General features: G+C 44.4%; 10 protein-coding genes. 8 read left to right on the plus strand and 2 right to left on the minus strand.

What is annotated here, in order from left to right; genetic code table 11:
- Positions 1-13: 13 nt before the first annotated feature.
- Positions 14-2005: a glycogen debranching protein GlgX gene (glgX, locus tag R7F67_RS03105; protein ID WP_248486109.1), complete on the minus strand. Its 1992-nt coding sequence runs from the start codon at positions 2003-2005 to the stop codon at positions 14-16.
- Between the two features lie 446 nt (positions 2006-2451).
- On the opposite strand from glgX, the gene R7F67_RS03110 reads away from it, so the two are divergent.
- The 5 genes from R7F67_RS03110 to R7F67_RS03130 all read left to right on the plus strand — a co-directional run bounded on the left by R7F67_RS03110 (position 2452) and on the right by R7F67_RS03130 (position 9138).
- On the plus strand, positions 2452-3723 hold the full coding sequence (locus tag R7F67_RS03110; protein ID WP_005374784.1) for a maltoporin: 1272 nt from the start codon (positions 2452-2454) through the stop codon (positions 3721-3723).
- A gap of 100 nt (positions 3724-3823) precedes the next feature.
- Positions 3824-4633: a MalM family protein gene (locus R7F67_RS03115; protein WP_005374786.1), complete on the plus strand. Its 810-nt coding sequence runs from the start codon at positions 3824-3826 to the stop codon at positions 4631-4633.
- 316 nt (positions 4634-4949) lie between these two features.
- Positions 4950-5456, plus strand: coding sequence for a hypothetical protein (locus tag R7F67_RS03120; protein WP_005374788.1), 507 nt, complete (start codon positions 4950-4952; stop codon positions 5454-5456).
- A 120-nt stretch (positions 5457-5576) separates the two neighbouring features.
- Entirely contained in the window at positions 5577-7190 is a 1614-nt protein-coding gene (locus R7F67_RS03125; RefSeq protein WP_318056886.1) for an alpha-amylase family glycosyl hydrolase, read from the plus strand.
- Between the two features lie 331 nt (positions 7191-7521).
- Positions 7522-9138 carry an endonuclease gene (locus tag R7F67_RS03130; protein ID WP_258479650.1) on the plus strand — a complete coding sequence of 539 codons (1617 nt, stop codon included), beginning with the start codon at positions 7522-7524 and terminating at the stop codon, positions 9136-9138.
- 99 nt (positions 9139-9237) lie between these two features.
- Here the strand turns inward: R7F67_RS03130 and pulA are convergent, their stop codons facing one another.
- Positions 9238-13227: a pullulanase-type alpha-1,6-glucosidase gene (gene pulA / locus R7F67_RS03135; protein WP_318056887.1), complete on the minus strand. Its 3990-nt coding sequence runs from the start codon at positions 13225-13227 to the stop codon at positions 9238-9240.
- 546 nt (positions 13228-13773) lie between these two features.
- Between pulA and R7F67_RS03140 the strand changes: the two genes are divergently transcribed.
- The 3 genes from R7F67_RS03140 (at position 13774) to speF (ending at position 18545) form a co-directional block, all read left to right on the plus strand.
- The gene (locus R7F67_RS03140) at positions 13774-14970 is read left to right on the plus strand and encodes a tetratricopeptide repeat protein (protein ID WP_132936243.1); all 1197 of its coding nucleotides are present in this window, start codon (positions 13774-13776) and stop codon (positions 14968-14970) included.
- A gap of 537 nt (positions 14971-15507) precedes the next feature.
- Positions 15508-15954: a helix-turn-helix transcriptional regulator gene (locus R7F67_RS03145; protein WP_025768646.1), complete on the plus strand. Its 447-nt coding sequence runs from the start codon at positions 15508-15510 to the stop codon at positions 15952-15954.
- Between the two features lie 410 nt (positions 15955-16364).
- Entirely contained in the window at positions 16365-18545 is a 2181-nt protein-coding gene (gene speF / locus R7F67_RS03150; protein WP_167415835.1) for an ornithine decarboxylase SpeF, read from the plus strand.
- Positions 18546-18587 lie beyond the last annotated feature (42 nt).

Here is an 18587-nt window from a genome sequence, read left to right on the forward strand (position 1 = left end):
GAGCGTTTATAACTTAGCTATGCGTTTGCTCACCTTTTGGTGTGCTTTGGTTTGGTTGATAGTGCAAAATCACCATCGAGGTGGGTGACAGCAAGACTTCGCCTTCAGCATGTCCTGGGTTGAGATTACGTACGTTTGTATCACAGATCGTCACCCATTCTTGCTTTCGCTCATTGGGGAGTTTAAAGCGCGCTGTGGCGTTAGTTTGGTTGATGAGGTAGACCAGCTCTTGCCCTTCTTTACCGATACCAAGGTGAAGTGCGACAGAGCTTAAACGGTTCCAATCATCGTGCTCCATTAAGCGACCGTCTGTACGGCGCCAGAAAATACGGTTGTTATTGCGGTTTTCGCCACTGAAAGCTCGGATAAATGGCACCATGTATTGATTTCGGTTGGCGACCATTTGTGACATCCATGCTTTGAAATGTTGCTTACGTTCTGTCTCTTCCCAGTTCAGCCAACTGGTTTCGTTGTCTTGGCAATAGGCATTATTGTTACCGCCTTGGGTGTGAGACAGAACATCAGCAGTTAGAATGTGTGGGATACCGAAGGCAAACAGCAAGCTAGCAATAAGGTTGCGTTTTTGCTTCTCACGCGTGGCGATGATCATCAGATTTTCGGTCTCGCCTTCAACACCGTAGTTTTCTGAACGATTGTCACCGTGACCGTCGCGATTTTCTTCGCCATTGGCTTCGTTATGTTTGTGCTTGTAAGACACTAAATCTTGCAGTGTGAAGCCATCGTGATACGTGATGTAATTTACGGTGAGTTTGTATGGCCAGTTCGCTGCACTATAAATGTCACGAGAGCCCATTAATCGAGTGGCAAACTCTTTTAAATAGCCTTGATCACCGCGCCAAAAACTGCGGGAAATATCACGCAGTTTGTCATTACATTCGTTCCAACCAAATGGAAAGTTACCCACTTGGTAGCCATTTGGACCAATATCCCAAGGTTCGGCAATCAATTTGGTTTCACGCAAAATTGGGTCTTGCGCAACGGCTTTAAAGAAAGCTGCTTCTGGGTTGTAATCATCGCCCTGTCGACCTAACGTTGCAGCCAAGTCAAAACGGAAGCCATCGACTTTAAATTCGCTAACCCAGTAGCGCAATGTATCCATCACAAGGTTTAAGGCTGGTTGGTAGGTGAGATCCACTGTATTTCCGCAGCCAGTGTAATTGGCGAAGTGGTTGCCATGTTTGATGTAAAAACAGGAGTCGAGGGCTTTCAGGTTGAAAATTGTAGGCCCTTCACCACCTTCAGCAGTGTGGTTGTAAACCACGTCGAGAATCACCTCAATGCCGTTTTTATGCAATTCGCGAATTGTTGTTTTTAATTCCGTAACGGCGTCTTGTTCTGCGTAGCGCGGATCGGGCACCATAAAGAGATAAGGGTTGTATCCCCAATAATTGACCTTTTCCATCTCTAGTAGATGAGGCTCATGCATGCATGCTGCGACAGGTAGCAATTGCAGCGTGTTGATGTTTTGCTGTTTGTAAAAGGCCAGCATTTCAGGTGATGCAAGACCTAAATAGCGCCCCTTCAGCTTGTCCTCAACCTCTGGGTGGCGTTGGGTAAGCCCTTTGACGTGCGTCTCAAACAATACCATCTCTTCTCTGGGTATACGCGGGTGATCCGTGTTTTGCCAGTCAAAATCATCTTCGATAACGACGCACTTCGGCATATCGAAACTTTTGGCTGGAGAGTAGGGAGGGTGATAGTGGAGGGCTTTATCTATTGATTTTGCGTACGGATCAGAAATTAACAGTGGCTCGTCCTTGTGGGAGACAAGGTAACCGTATTTTTGCCCCGGCTTAATATCTGGAATAAAAGTATGACGTATGCCAGCGTATTCATTCGGTAAACCGTGAAGCTCGTAGCTGCCATCGTTTGCAAACAATGCCAGTTGAATGTCTTTTACGCCCGGAGCATGAATAGAGAAGTTACAGCCTTCTTTATTCAATGTTGCGCCCAGGGGGTAGGGGCGAGAGAGAAGTCGTGTCATCGGAGATACTTTATTTAATATTTATTGCTACCTTTAGGAAACTATAAGTTAAAAACTTTGTCTTACTAAGGTCAACCACCCTAAATATAAAAATATTCGTGTAATTTAATTACTTTATGTGACGGCTTAGAGTCAAAAATATGAAATGGCTATCACTTTGTAGCGGCTCAAAACCGAACAAACTTACTAATTCCTCCCTAGATTGGTGATCTGACTCGAAAAAACACCATTCGGTAAATTTTCTACTCCCTTCTCATCCCCCTTAAATTAGTTTAGGGCGGAGGAAGTCATCCTTGTACGCCTCGGGTAATCTCACAACTGTTGAAACAAACGGGGATTCGTTCCCATCTTACCTCTCTTTCTTTAGGTGTGTTTTTACTGCCTATATTCACCTAAAAGAGTGAGCAGGGAAGACAGAATTATAAATACCCTTAATGGAGTTAAGAATGAAAAAAGTAAGTGCAATTGCTGCTGCTGTAGCTGCAACTTTAGCTGCTGGTTCTGCATTCGCAGTGGATTTCCACGGTTACATGCGTGCTGGCGTTGGCGTGAACGCTGACGGTGGTCAACAATTAACATTCGAAAAGAACAAGATCGGTCGTCTAGGTAATGAAAGCGATATCTACGGCGAGATTCAACTAGGTAAAGAAGTTTACAACAACAACGGCAAAACGTTCTACGTAGACTCTATGGTTGCAATGACTTCTAACGGTTCAAACGACTGGGAAAGCACTTCTGCTAACTGTGGTTTGGATAACGGCGAAGTGAAATGTGTAGACGATGCACAATTCGCACTACGTCAGTTCAACGTTCAAGCTAAAGGCCTACTAAACTTTGCTCCTGAAGCAACGCTTTGGGCAGGTAAACGCTACTACCAACGTCACGACATTCATATCTCTGACTTCTACTACTGGAACATCTCTGGCGCGGGCGCTGGTGTTGAAGGTATCGAAGCTGGTCCTGGTAAAGTTTCTTTCGCTTGGGTTCGTAACGACCGCGGCGATATCGCTGACCCAGGCAACGATGGTGGCGCAACAAACGTAAACACTCTAGACGTACGTTACGCAGGTCTTCCTCTATGGGACAACGGCTCTCTAGAAATGGGCTTGAACTACGCAATTCTTAACGAAACTGACGCTGCGCCAAACGGCACTAAAGATGCGAAAAACGGCGTAATGTTCACAGCAGAATTGACTCAAGGTCTAGACGCTGGTTTCAACAAAACAGTGCTTCAGTACGGTACTGAAGGTTACTCAAAAACAATGGCATTCTACGGCGACGGTAGCTGGTACGGCGCAGAAGCTGATAACGGTGCATCTGGTTACCGCCTAATCAACTGGGGTGTAATCGGCATGGGCGACAGCTGGGAAATGGGTCACCAGCTAGTGTACGGTGTTGGTGAAGACATGTGGGCTGGCCAAGACAAGTGGGAAACAATGTCTGTTGTTGTTCGTCCAATGTACAAATGGGATGACAACCACAAAACTATCTTCGAAGCTGGTTACGCTATCGACGATAACGACGGCGAAGAAAACAAATACGGTAAGCTAACTGTTGCTCAAGCATGGTCTGCTGGCTCTAGCTTCTGGGCTCGTCCTGAAATCCGTGTTTACGCTTCTTACCTAACGGCTGACAAAGAAGACAATTCAAACACATTTGACAACGGTCGTTCAGACGATACGTTCCAGTTCGGTGTACAAGCTGAAGCTTGGTGGTAATCATCTAACCACTAAGTCCTAAATTGTCCTAGAATGATACAGCCAGAACTTATCTGGCTGTATTTATTTAAAAAACAATAAAGAGTCGAGGTAGACAGTAATGAAAAAATGGCTTGCTCCCGTACTGCTGGGCATGTTGGCTACTGGTTGTGCGTCTGTAGAACAAGTAGAGATGAGTCCAAAAGGTCAGCAACAAGTGATCACGCAATCGGGTGATATTCAATGGGTACCGCTTAACGTGCCTGTGGTTACTGAATTCGCTTTGACTGATAAAAGCCAAATGTTGTTGGATGGTAACAGTGCTGGCGCTATTGCAGCGTTTGCTCTTCCAGGTAACCGTGGCAGTCTCGATATCAAATTAGAGACATTCGTAAGTAAAGAACTTCAATTTTATGCTCCTAATGTCGCAGTGATGAACTCGGCAGGAGAAACCATTTACCAAGCAGATTTTTCAAAGTTTAAGTACGAACCAGCAAAACTGTTGGACAATGATAAATTCGTACTTGATCTCAATGTGATTCCAGACATGACAGGTAACGATCTGCATGTGTTGGTTTACACGACTTCCGCCGATCTAAAAGGAAGTACACAAGTTTTACACCCTGCAAAAGCCTTCGCCATGGCGCGCCACACTCAGCCGCCAGATATTGCAGACCCTCTAGCGAAACATAGCCCACTTGGTCAGTTCCGCTTTTCGGTATCCGCGAATGATATTGTGAATACTAAGATTGTTGCGAAAAACGATAACATTCCCCAAGGTACGGACCTTACTAGCTACTACTACAGCTCAATTGAAGCAGCAGTCGCAGCGAATGATATTCCGAAAGCGCTCACTTTGCTTGATGAAGCAAAAGAACTGGGTATCGAAGGTGCGCAACAAGTGTTTGTGAAAGCCGTAAATAGAAAATAATCAGATAAAAAAGGTCAGCGAAATGCTGACCTTTTTCATAGAAAATAAACCAATAAAAATACCCCTACATAGAGTTACCTTATTCACATAATTATTTTTATTACTTTGTTTTTTATATAGGTTGGATCAATAATTAATGGCAGTTCCTAATTTATTTTGTGTACTTAGGAAATAAACAAACTTCTCGAAGTGATTTAAATTCACAATCTGACGATATTTATTTGGCGTTTGATATTTCCATTTTAATAACGATTAATATTTCTTTTAACCGTTGAGTTTATTTTGCTTTGGATATACTAAAAAGGAATTACGTGAAATGAACATGATGAAGACCTCTCTTGCTGCTGCTCTACTTGTTGCCTTAGTGGGTTGTCAATCGACTGCAGAACCAGAAGCGGCCGCAGAGCCTGTTGTTAATATGTCTCAAGACGAAGTGGTTGCTTTCATGAAAGCGTGTGACAACCCAGATAGCACAGCGAAAGGACCTATTTCTAAACCACTATTTGTGGTGGGTACTTTTGCGGATTCCGATTGGAAACACGTGCCTCAGCGTCAATACACCTACAAAGGGAATAATTTCTACCAAGCCGTGGTTCAAGAAAAAGTAGGCTCCTACAAAATGCAGTATGCGACCGAGTTGTGGTTCCCACAATTTACCGCAAAAGGTAATAGAATGAACGTTGGTGAATTAACACCATTAACATTTGGTGGTTACGGTACGGATACTTCGGTTGATATTAAAGAAGATGGTAAATATGTATGGAGTCTTCAGTTTGAAGGAAAAGGCAAACCTGTTCATGTCATGGTAAATAAGTGCCAATAATATTCAATTCAATTATTTAAAATCTATTTTTATTTATTAACCCCTGCATGAAACACATGTCGGGGTTAATTTTATTACTCAAATTTCCGTAGTTTATTTGAGTAAGTTAGGGAGAATAAAATGCTTAATATCCTACGTAACCATCGCCTGTCTCGATCGTTGCTTGCGTTAAGTGTGATTGGTGCTTTATCTGCGTGTAATTCTTCTGGTGGTGGCGACACTAATAGTAGCACTCCGCTACCGGATACCAGTTATGCTTGCCAAGCCAATGTCATGGCGCAAAGTAACCAACTTCGTACTTATCAAATCATGGTAGAGAGTTTTGTAGATGGTGATGCGAGCATTGGTCACGGTACAGGTTATGGCACCAGCCATCATAACGGCGATTTGCAAGGAGTGATTGATTCACTCGATTACATCCAAGATTTAGGGATGAACGCGATTTGGTTGACGCCAGTTTTTGAATCGGAAGCGATAGCGGGCCAAGAACACTGGGCCGATCGTCTGGATGCCACGGGCTACTTTGCTACGGATTACTTCACCATTGATCCACGTTTTGGTGATTTAGAAACGGCGAGAACCTTGGTCGATGAAGCACACAAACGCGGTTTGTACGTGTTTTTTGATGGCGTATTTGGCCACCATAAGAATGGTTTGATCAAACCATCTCCCTCCGGTTTGTTGCCATCGGGATCGAGCAACCCCGTTGATTACCCAGCCAGTCTCGATTTCTACAAAGAAGTGGCAACGTATTGGATCAAAGAACTGAAGATTGACGGCTGGCGTTTAGATCAAGCCTATCAAGTTCCGACAGACGCTTGGACACAACTTCGTAAAGCCGTCGATGAAGCCTCACAAAGTGTGACGTACACCAATAGCAAAGGCGATCAAGTGAATCCGTTGGGTTACATGGTGGCAGAGATTTGGAAAGGGGAGTCTGAGATTGCGAATGAGGCGTATGGATCGAACAGCGATCCAGCATTGTGCTCTGCGTTTGACTTCCCTATGCGATATCGCATCGTTGAAACTTTGGCCGTGAATGAGAGCGGCGTGGGTGGTCGCGGTGTGGATTGGTTAGACAACGGCTACAGCACACACAACCAATATCCAACACATGCGCAGCCGAATTTGATGATCGGCAACCATGATTTAGTGCGCTTTGGTGACTTGTTACAGCGCGGAAACTTGGCGGATGTGAATGATGCAGAATATTGGTTACGCCATAAAGCCGCGTTTGCTTTCCAAGCGGCGTACACCGGGCCAATCACGTTGTACTACGGTGATGAAATCGGGGATCAAGTGGATGGTTTTGCCGCAAAAGAAGACAACAGCACCTGTGCCATTCAAGGTTTGTGCGATGATCACGTTGCGCGCAGCAGTGCGAAAATTGAAGGCGTGACGGCGACGCTTGATGCAAACCAAGCCGATCTCAAATCTTATGTGACATCGCTGATGACAATGCGCGATGCGCATCCTGCACTTTATCAAGGGTCACGCACGAATTTAGTTGCGAGTAACGGCAGTTATGTGGACTTGAAACAATCTGGTTCGGACAAAGTCTTGTTTGCGCTAAATACCTTAGAGAGCGCTAGAAGCGTCACTCTTACTCAGGAGAGTGTTGGTACTGGTGAGTTGGTGGATTTGCTCACGAATGAAAAAATTACTCCGAGCAATGGTCAATATCAGATTCTGATGTCGCCACTACAAGGACGATTCTTTGCGGTAAAACCTTAAGGAATTATCCAGAATTGATGCTCACCAGTTGAGCTGACCACAAGCTTTCTTATAAACAAGCCAAGTGTTGTTGCTGACCCCCATAGGCGCACACTTGGCTTTTTTCTGTCTGTTTTACTTTTCCCTTAATGGTTTTACGATGATGTAGCCAACAAGTTGCTTCGCTTTTTGTATTGGCGTTTGTTTTCAGCAGGTGAATATTTGTGAGATAAGCTGCACATTAAAAAGTAAATTAACACTTGTGCAACGTAAAAATGTGACTGAAGGATTACTTATGCCCCACTAATATGTTTATCGTGTTTGGGATTTATATAACTAATGGAAAAGTATAATGAAATCCATAACGAACTCCCTCTGTCTCCTTGCTGCTGTTAGCTCTCCGTTTGCATATAGCCAAATTATCAACGGTGACTTTGAACAGTGGAATGGCAATGTACCTACGCAGTGGTCAGAGATTGACGCGGGCATTACAGTGTCGCCAAGCAGCGAACAAATCAAATCGGGCGGCCTGGCTGCCCAGGTCGTCGTGAATACAGGTACCCAAAGCAACACCGACTTTTTGCAAACCATTAATGTGGAGCAAGGGAAAACCTATCCGTTTTCTGTCTCGGTTTATCATACCGAAGGAAATGTAAAAGCACGTCTGGTGGTTGATGGTTATCACAATTACTCGAACCCACAACAGATAAACCAGTGGCAAGAGCTCGCGCACAACTACACAGCGAGCTCGAACAAGACCATCAACGTCGGTTTGCGTTTTTACGATGAAGCCAGTTTTGATGGCTCAGAAGTTGTCTACGTCGATAATTTTCAACCGACTGAGACGAGTACACAACCTCCTGTAGAAAGTTGTAGTGATCACCAAGTGGTCTTGACTCTCACAACCGATAATTATGGTTCAGAAACTAGCTGGACGTTAAAAAACAACCAAGCTGAAGTACTGTTTTCTGGTCAGGGATATGAGTCAGCAATCACCATTGAAAAGAGCATGTGCTTAGCTGACGGTAACTACCAATTTACGATTCAAGACAGCTATGGCGACGGCATTTGCTGTGGCAATGGTTCGGGGTCTTACGCGTTGAAGGTGGGAGATAAGACTCTTGCTTCTGGCGCTGAATTCTCGAAAAGTGAAACCACCGATTTTAACTTAGGTGACACAACGACGACCCCACCAGTGGTTGATGGTTACTATCAAGCGGCATCTGGTAAGACGGGATACGCTCTAAAAACAGCGTTGTTTAACATTATCAATAATCACTCCAGCCGAGGCTATTCTGCGGTCTGGACCTTGGTAAAAGATGCCGATATTGATCGTTATTATGAAAATGATGGCTCTATTCTCGATATGTACTCTGAAAAGCCATCTGCTAGCGATACGGTAAGCTTTACCAAAGTCACAGACCAATGTGGCCAATACAAAACGGAAGGGGATTGCTACAACCGTGAGCACTCTTTTCCGAAAAGCTGGTTTGGCGGTAAGGTTGAGCCGATGAACTCAGACGGTCATCACTTGTTTGCAACTGATGGTTATGTAAACGCGAAGCGCAGTAATTGGCCATTTGGTGAAGTGGGCACCGCGACCTACGTGTCTAGTAATGGCTCTAAACTTGGCCAAGCAAGCACTAGTCTGGGCTACTCCGGTACGGTGTTTGAGCCGATTGATGAGTTTAAAGGCGATTTTGCTCGTGCCTATTTCTACATGGCAACCCGCTATGAAAATATTGTAGGTAACTGGGAAGGCAATTCAAGCAATGCGGATGCTGTCCTTGATGGTTCAAGTTCAACGGTTTTTGAACCTTGGATGTTAAACATGCTGAAACGTTGGCACAAAAATGATCCCGTTAGTGAAAAAGAACGAAACCGCAATCAACAAGTGTTTGATTTTCAGGGCAATCGTAATCCATTCATTGATCATCCTGAGTTTGTTGAACAGATTTGGGGAAACTAACACCTTTTTGATTTTGGTATCCACCATTTAGTGACGCCAACAAAACAAAGGGGAAGCGTGATGCTTCCCCTTTTTCATTACGGATGTTTTTAAATGAAACTAGTTTTTCGTTACCGTCACGATTGGCGCCGACTTGTCAGCCGCGTTGAAGTGGAAGTTGTAATTTCCTGCTTCTGCAATCGCAATTTTCAGGTTTGCACTACCGCCACCGACTTCCATCGTTAGCGCTTTACCAAGCTCAACACTGCCTTCGCCACCGAAGTTGGTGTCTGCTGCCCAGTCTGCGCTCGCAACTTTCATCTCGTAGTTGCCCGCCGCTAGGTCAATGTCTAGCGAATAAACGTCATTTGCAACATAGCTGAACTTCGCTGTTGAGTCTTGTGCTGGAGCATCCCATGTAGTGATAGTGCCACGTAAGTAAAGTGCTGTTTCACCGAATGTTGGTGCATCTGCTGACTTGGTCACTGACACGACCGGTTTTTCTACGCTTTCATCTTGAACATGCAGCGCGTTCAGAGTGAAGTTGTACTTACCTGTTTCAGCAACAGACAGCTTACAGTTACCTTCTGAACCTAAGTCTAGTGAACCAGAAGCTATATTCGCAGCATCACAACCGATGTTTGGATTTGCCCAACCAGAGTCCGCGAATTTGAACTCGTGCTCACCTGCTTCAAGAACGCCAGTTACAGAGTACATGCCGTTGCCAATAAAGGTCATCGCCCAATCACTGCTATCAGACCACTCGTTCATCGTGCCTTTCACGTAAACAACGGTTTCGCCGTAAGGAGGAATGCTCGATACGTCTTTGTTATCCGTGTTTACTGGCAGGCCAGCACCTTGTGCGCCGTCTTGTGGCTGCACGAATACCGCTGTTGTCAGTGCTGGTACTGTGAACGTTTCATTGGTGAAGCTTGCACCTTTCACGATGTCATCCGCAGAGTTTTGTTGAACTTCATGTAACTCGAAACCAGTTGCGCCAGCAACTTTGAAAGACTTCTCAGTTGATGTTGAGTTCACAACGGCCACGACAGCATCGTAGTTCGAATCTAAATCGGCACCCGCTGATGTACCATCGTCGATAGACATCACAATCAAGCCTTCCACTTGGTCTTTCCCTACGTTGCGGAAGTCAACACGGTTCATCACTTCTTGCGCGGTATCTAGGCGGAATAGTTCGCTTGTGCTACGGATTTTTAGTAGCTCTAGGAATTGTTGCTTAGTCAGCTCGATGTCGGTTGAATCTGGTTTCGCCGTGCTGTCACCAACGATGGTTTTGATCAGCTCCCAGTTTGCACCGTCTTTGTCTTCACGTGGTAGACCAACGTTCCAGTTATTGTCGCTTCCGTCGAAGAATACACGGTTGAACCAGTCACCAGAATCGTACGAGTCGCGCTGCATAGATTTAGAGCGCAATAGCTCAGAACCCATGTGGATGAATGGAATGCCTTGACCAAGCATCACCGTTGATAGGGACACAGACTGCATACGTGCACGCTCGGCAGATGAAGTGCCTGTCGCAATCTTGTAGGCGTTGTTATCCCACAATGTTTGGTTGTCGTGCTTAGACACGTAAGAGATGTTCTCTGATGGCACTTTTGTGTAGCCTGCAGGCGCACCATTGTAATCAACGTTCTTACCCAGCTTGGTTTCGCCTTTGTAATCAAGAAGGATGTAGTCAGCCAAGTTACCAGCCATACCTAGACGAACCAGATCTTGGTTGTGTAAACGACCATTCACCGACTCTGCGTCAGTTTTGGTTTCTTCGTTAGGGTAAGCGGCGTTACCAAAGCCTTGGTTAAAGCGAAGTGGGTGCTTACCTTCAGAATCTACACCGCCATCAAACGGGCTTCCGCCACGAACTGCGTCACGCAGACGATCAGAGAAAGTACCGATTTCTGTCCCCGCCATGTTGACTTGTGTCGCCTGATCGAAGCGAGCGTTTTGCGCGACTTCACCAAAGTCCCAACCTTCGCCGTAGAACAAGGTATTCGGGTCAATTTCACGGACTTTTTCAAGTGCGTAAACCATCACATCTTTCGGCTGGTGGCCCATAAGGTCAAAACGGAAACCATCGACTTTATAGTCATCCGCCCATACCATCAATGAGTCAACCATTAGTTTACCCATCATCAAGTTCTCGGTTGCGGTGTTATCACAACAGGTTGAGTTTTCGACGCCGCCAGTGTTGACGTTTAGGCGGTGGTAGTACCCAGGGACAATCTTATCCAGTACTGATTTTTCGTTCACACCAGATGCATTTGTGTGGTTGTACACGACGTCCATGACCAGTTTCAGATCCATTTTATGCGTCGCTTGAACCATTTCGCGGAACTCAAGAATACGCTTAGATCCGTTAGGATCGGTCGCATAACTGCCTTCTGGCACGGTGTAGTGGTAAGGGTCATAACCCCAGTTGAAGCTGTCTAGCATGCGAAGATCGTTCATCAACGCTTGTGCTTTGCCCGTTGTTGGGTCGTAGCTATTTAATACCTCTTCAATCACTTTGCCGTCATCTTCGGTCTCACAAATGGAGGCTTCTGGCTTGATGCCACAAAGTTTACCCACGGTGTCGGTGATATCGACTCGCTTGTCAGCGTCTTCATCCACGGTTGCAATATCAAATGCTGGCAGGATATGTAGCGTTGTTAGGCCAGCATCTTTCAGGGCTTTTAAGTGAGAAACAGACTCACGCTCAGGTTCTGTAAGCGCCAGATATTTGCCATCAAGACTTGGTGTGCCTTTACTGTCGTTAAAACTGAAATCACGAATGTGTGACTCGTAAAGGACGTGGTCTTCGTCTTTTTTAACCGTTGGGCGTGCGTAGTTTTTCCAATCTTGAGGCATTAAGCTTGGATCATCTAAATCAACCACTTGCGAGTATCGCGAGTTTTTAGACAAGCTCATTGAATATGGGTCTGTTACCAAACGCGTTTCAACGACCCCTGTTGTAGGGTGGTACACCTTAACTTGGTAGCGATAGTATTTGTTGACAACGTTGCTTTGTGCCTCAGAAACCCAGATACCTGTTGCTGGGTCTTCCGTCATGGCAACGGTCGCTTCTTCTGCTAAGTTTTCATCGTAGATTATCAGATCAACATCTTGGGCAGTTGGTGCCCATAGTTTGAAGGTTGCGGCACCGCCTTCCACAATCGCACCGAGTTCTTGACCGATCGCGTTACCTGCCTTGGAATCGGCAAACACCGCATCCAAAACACCCGGTTTTTGCACTTCAGTTGCAGAAATGACGTCACCATTTGCGTTGTAAGCCACCATAACGATTTGTGACTTCAGGATCGTACGCAAGGTCGCGTCATCGACATCGATACCCGCAGCTTGAAGGCTAGCAAGGTGACGGAAGCGTGATTTCAGACCATCAGACAACTCACCAGCTTTTGTCAGCTCAACCGCTGTACCGCCAGAGATTTGCTTATCTTCATCCATTTTGATGTCATTGCTAAGGCTGTAGAACAGCTTCATGGAATCCGCACTGGTCGCCGCTTCCCATGCAATGGTGTTGGCGTCTAACCAATGGGCTTTTTGACCATCAATATCAACAGGGCGCTCTTCTATTGGCTCGTAGTAAAGTTCACTGCTGCCGTGGAAGCCAAACAAACCTTTCGATTCGCCGATTTTCGTCAACTCTACTTTTGAGTTTGCGCTGCCGAACGCTTTCTCATCACCTTTGTGCAGAATGAAGTTCATGCATTCGTGTGGGTCAGAGGCGTCAGGGTTTATTTTCAGTACGTAGTAAGCACCGTAGGTGTCGTTGATGCCATCGAATGGGTGTGGCGCAGACCAATCCGTTCCTGTTCCCGGAATGCCCATTGCGTCTAAATCTGTGCTGGTACAGCCCTCACCGTTCCATAGGTGCAAGCCCCAACCTTCGTAGTCGCTTGCTGTTGAAGCTGATGCTACGTCACGTTTGTAATAAATGACGACTTCGTTCTCTCCCGCAGGGTACAAGCCTGAGCCAGGGTTCGTCGTATCTTCGTTCGTGCTATCACTACCACAACCGCTGATTACCGCGACGGAAATCAAAGGCAGTACGGTTTTGGCAATTGTTGATAATTTAAATGTCTTATTGTCCACGTTTACAAATCCATTGTTATTGAATTGATATTGAGCTGCGCGCTGCCTTCGCTGACTCAATCATCAAGAAGGTTTTGCACACGCTAGAAAGGCAGATGCCAAAAAAGGAAATGTTCAATTAGATGCTAATACACTGAATCATCAGCAAAATGTGAGAGCAGGCTGTTAAGTTTTTTACAGGTGCAAATTTTCTGTCACAGTCGATTTTGTTCACAAATTAAATAATAAAACAGGCGCATAGTGAGAGATTCTGCACATCATTAAAATGTGAATTTTTATGGGAGGAGTAAGGGGGGATGATAGGGGATGAGAATATCTCAGCCCCAAAACCGTGATTAAGTTCTATAAAAATGAGGGCCATATTTTTCTTTTAAAAATAAGTTACAGTGATGTTGAGTAAAATACCGCCATTAAGTATTCGCAAGCTTCAGATTTTCGCTAAGTGGTCGTTATATAATGAAGGTAGTCGGCATTACGTCGGCGCGTAATCATAAGATTTCCCTGAAAGGGAGTTGAATTGGGCCCTGAAACCAAAAGAGGCTATTTATGAGTAGTATGGGCATTGCCATTGCGGCAACTGGCCTTTCACTCGTCCTGATATTTGTGTGGATGATCTCGTTGTCGATGCGGAAACAGAGACTCGAGGCAGAGAGGAAAGCTCGCGAAGCCGCTTATCGAAAGGCGATGCATAAAGCGCGAGAGCAAGAGCGTAAAGAGCGAGAGTTCAAAGCAGAAACCGGGCATATCCCCACCATTTTATTTCTAGCGAAAGAAGCCGAAAAGGACAACATTCGTCAAGCGCTGTATTGGTATGATAAAGCCGCTAAACTGGACAATGTGACGGGGATGTATGGCATTGTTCGCTTAAGTGAACGCATGCGCGAAGATGTGATTTTAAAAGAGCAGGCAAACTTCTGGCGTACCGCAATTGCGGGAATGGAAGGGGATACCGAAGCGAAATTTTCGACGGGCAAGGCCTTGGTCTTTGGTCGAGGAACTGAAAAAAATATCCCAAAAGGTAACCAACTGATTGAAACTGCCGCCGAAGAAGGCTGCATTGATGCCATGATTTATATGGGGGAATGGCAGCTTTCACCAGACAATAGTGCAGGACGCAGTGCAGATGCGCTTTACTGGTTTATGAAAGCGGCGGAAAAAGACAGTGCGGATGGCAAGATCCAAGTCGGCTTATGTTACCTAAATGGCATTGGTACAGAAAAAAGCATGGTTAAAGGTTGCTACTGGCTAGAACGGGCCGCGGAAGGTGGCAGTGCTAAAGCGATGTATCATGCTGGCGAAGCGTGGAAGGATAAAGGTAAAACGGGTAATGCAATTGCTTACGTTTGGCTGTTTCTTGCTGCCAATATGGGCTACCAACCTGCGCGTACGTTACGTGATGAAGTGGCAACCAATATTGGTGTTGATGTTGTCGTTGGATTGCAGTCCATAGCGAAGCCGTTGCAAAGAAAACTGGCCTCAGGAATGGTGAGAAAGCACTCTATTATTCGAGCCCTTAACAAAGTGTACAAACGCGAAGCGTATTTTCCTGCGGAAGAGGAGCTCAATGCGGTGTTGAATGATGAGAATAAAGACGCCTCCGAAGCTTGGGAGGAGGCATCAACACTAGATTTTCAGCCTAACATGACAACGGTAACAGCAGAAGACCAGGCAAGCACATCGCCCAACGAAAAAAAGCTCTCTAAAGAGGCGCTCGATTTCACTCAAAACTTCCTTCAACCATAACCTATCTTATCCAGAAGCCTCAAGAGTGAGGCTTTTCTTTTGCTCTTTTGCCAGTATCTCTATCAGTCACGACAACAGAATGTAAACTTACTTAAGCAGTCATTTTACTGATGTGCATACTATTTATGCGATTTTTCAACATATTTTTAGTACTTAACTAAGATGGGATCTGTTTACCTTAAAAAAGAGGTTTTTCCCTCTTTATTTACTTCCGCTATTGGGCTTAGATCAAGCCTTTTCAATTGATAGTAATAATGATTGAAGAGCAATACTTGATGCCCCGATTTATAGGTGAATAGTACTCATTACTTTATCTAATAATGTAAATTAAAAAATGTATTATAAATCTTAAATTGTTCTTTTATATTTAGGTGTCGATTATTGATTTTATGATTAATTAGGCGCAAGATAACGTAAAAATAAAATAGCATAGTTAATATGCAGAATTACACTAGGAAGTAACTTTTTCATTACATGTTTCATAATAAATAGAGATAATTTTTTATCTCTGTTTTTATTTATATTAGAGATTTGTGTATGTTGAGAATCATTAGTGCAGATAAATTTATCTCTTCAAGGTTTATCTTAGAGTACAGTAAGGCTGAGTTCGCTTCTTTATTAGGTGTTTCCGTCGCTAAAATAAGTAATATTGAAAGTGGAAAATCTTCAATCCCCCCGGTGTATGATTACGCCATTAATTACTTGTTGAGTGAACATCCATTTAAAGATAGTGCTGTTGAGGCTTTATGTTCTCACGAAACGTTAAACTTTGCTCGTCGTATTGACGTCAATACCAAAGTAAAACGCTTGTCCTGTAAGCGTTGCGATAGCCGTAGACTGCACGTTATGGCTGGCATGAGTGGCTTGTATTTTGTCGAGTGCATGGATTGTAAACACACTATGTACTCGTCAGGCATGTCTGTAAAACGTTATCAGCAATGGTCGAATGATGGAGTCAAACTAGATAGTCATTTATTTAATTGAATTGTGTTTCCTTTGCACCTAAAGTAAAAAGCCATCAATACATGTGTTGATGGCTTTTTTATTATGTGTTTAAATTTAGTTAAAATTAAAATATTTATCATTCCTAATAATATAGTCCTAATAATTATATAGTGATGGAAATCTCAAAAAATTATTTTCTTGATATTTTATTTCTAACAACAATGGCTGTGGTCACACAATTTTTAATTATTTTTCCTTTTAAGCCTGGTTTCAATATCATTGGGCTATCAATTGGAAAGTGATGAAGATCGCGAAATTTTAATTCGAGAAAATAAGACTTTTAAATATGAAAATTTAATCACGAAATTTGTTTTTTGAATTTTAAATATCTTTTTCGTTTGTAATATCTGTACCTGTCAATTTTAAAGAACAAAAAAGAGATATTCCAAATGAAACGTTTAATTATAGGTGTTAGTAATTACATGCCAGAAGACTTCAGTTTATTAGCTGAATCTTTAGATGAACAATTTAATCGTCATTTACAACCTTTAAAGCAAGTTGAATTAACCGACGTTGGTGCGGCTATTATTACTTCAGCAGACATTAAAGCAGGTCTGCATAAAATGATTTCTGAAACGGGTTACGGTATTCCAGTTTTCTTAGTAACGGATGAAAACCCAGTTTCGGCAGAAGATTACGTTTGGCTAACTGGCGTTATCGATTTAGAAAGACAATCTATTGAGTACTACTGTCGTCAAATCAATGAGGCAGTAACCAAGTACGAATGTCGTCTTCTTCCTCCTTTCTTCAAGCAATTAACGCACTATGTTGAGATGGGTAACTCAGCGTTTGACTGTCCGGGACACCAAGGTGGTCAGTTCTTCAAAAAACACCCAGCTGGTAAACAGTTCTACGATTTCTTTGGCGAAAACCTGTTCCGTAGTGACTTGTGTAACGCGGACGTGGATTTAGGTGACTTGCTGATCCACGAAGGTTCTGCACACCAAGCGCAAGCGCACGCTGCAAAAGTATTTAACGCGGACAAAACTTACTTCGTACTTAACGGCACTTCTGCTTCAAACAAAGTAGTGTGTAACGCGCTGGTAACTGAAGGTGATTTGGTACTGTTCGACCGTAACAACCACAAATCGAACCACCACGGTGCGTTAATCCAAGCGGGTGGTATGCCAGTTTACTTAGAAACGGCGCGTAACCCTTGGGGCTTTATCGGTGGTATGGATGAACACTGTTTCGATGAAGAATACATTCGTGCTCAAATCGCGAAAGTGGACCCAGAACGTGCACGCGATGAACGTCCTTTCCGTCTTGCTATTATCCAGCTTGGTACTTACGACGGTACTATCTACAACGCTCGTTACGTGATGGATAAGATCGGTCATCTTTGTGACTACATCCTGTTTGACTCTGCGTGGGTTGGTTACGAGCAGTTCATCCCTATGATGAAAGACTGTTCACCACTGCTGCTGGATTTGAAACCAGAAGACGCAGGTGTGATCGTGACTCAGTCTGTTCACAAACAACAAGCTGGCTTCTCTCAAACATCGCAAATCCACAAAAAAGACCGCCATATCAAAGGTCAAGCTCGTTACTGTAACCACAAACGCTTTAACAACGCGTTTATGATGCACGCATCGACTTCACCATTCTACGCACTGTTCTCTGCGCTTGATGTGAACGCGAAGATCCACGACGGCGAAGCAGGTCTGCGTTTATGGCGCGATGCGGTTAAGACAGGTATCGAAGCGCGTAAAGAAATCCTTAAGAGTTGTGAATTGATTCGTCCGTTCATTCCAGATGAAGTCGAAGGCCAACCTTGGGGCAGCTACGACACTGACGTGATAGCAACGAACAAGAAATTCTTCATGTTTGAGCCAAACGCAAGCTGGCACAAATTCGAGGGGTACGGTGAAGGTCAATACTTCGTTGACCCATGTAAATTGCTACTAACCACAGCAGGTATTGCTGAAGATGGCAGCTACGCAGACTTTGGTATTCCTGCAACGCTTTTAGCGAATTTCCTTCGTGAAAATGGCATCATCCCTGAAAAGTGCGACTTGAACTCTATCTTGTTCCTACTCACTCCTGCGGAAGATATGGGTAAGATCCGTCACCTTGTGGCTCAAATTAACCGATTCGAAAAATTCATCCGTGATGATGCCCCTTTAAGTATCGTACTTCCAAGCGTCTACGAAGCGAATAAAGAACGCTACCGTGGCTACACCATCCGTCAGCTATGTCAGGAAATGCATGACATGTACAAAGAGCTGAACGTGAAACAGTTACAAAAAGCGATGTTCCGCAGCGAGTACTTCCCACAAATGGTTCACAAACCTGACGTAGCAACACGCAAATACTTCCGTGGTGAATGCAATTACCTACCACTTAAAGAGGCCGTGGGCCGCGTAGCCGCTGAAGGCGCACTTCCTTACCCTCCAGGCATTATCTGTGTGATCACTGGTGAAGTCTGGACTCAACAGGTGGTGGATTACTTCCTATCTCTAGAAGAAGGCATTAACCGCTTCCCAGGCTTCGCGCCAGAAATTCAAGGTGTGTACCTTGAAGATGTTAACGGTCGCACTACCGCACATTGTTATGTCCTAAAAGATTAATCTACCCGTTCGCACCACGCTCCGGCGTCGGTGCGAACCGCT

Source organism: Vibrio sp. YT-17 (assembly GCF_033337375.1).
Lineage (GTDB): Bacteria > Pseudomonadota > Gammaproteobacteria > Enterobacterales > Vibrionaceae > Vibrio > Vibrio alginolyticus.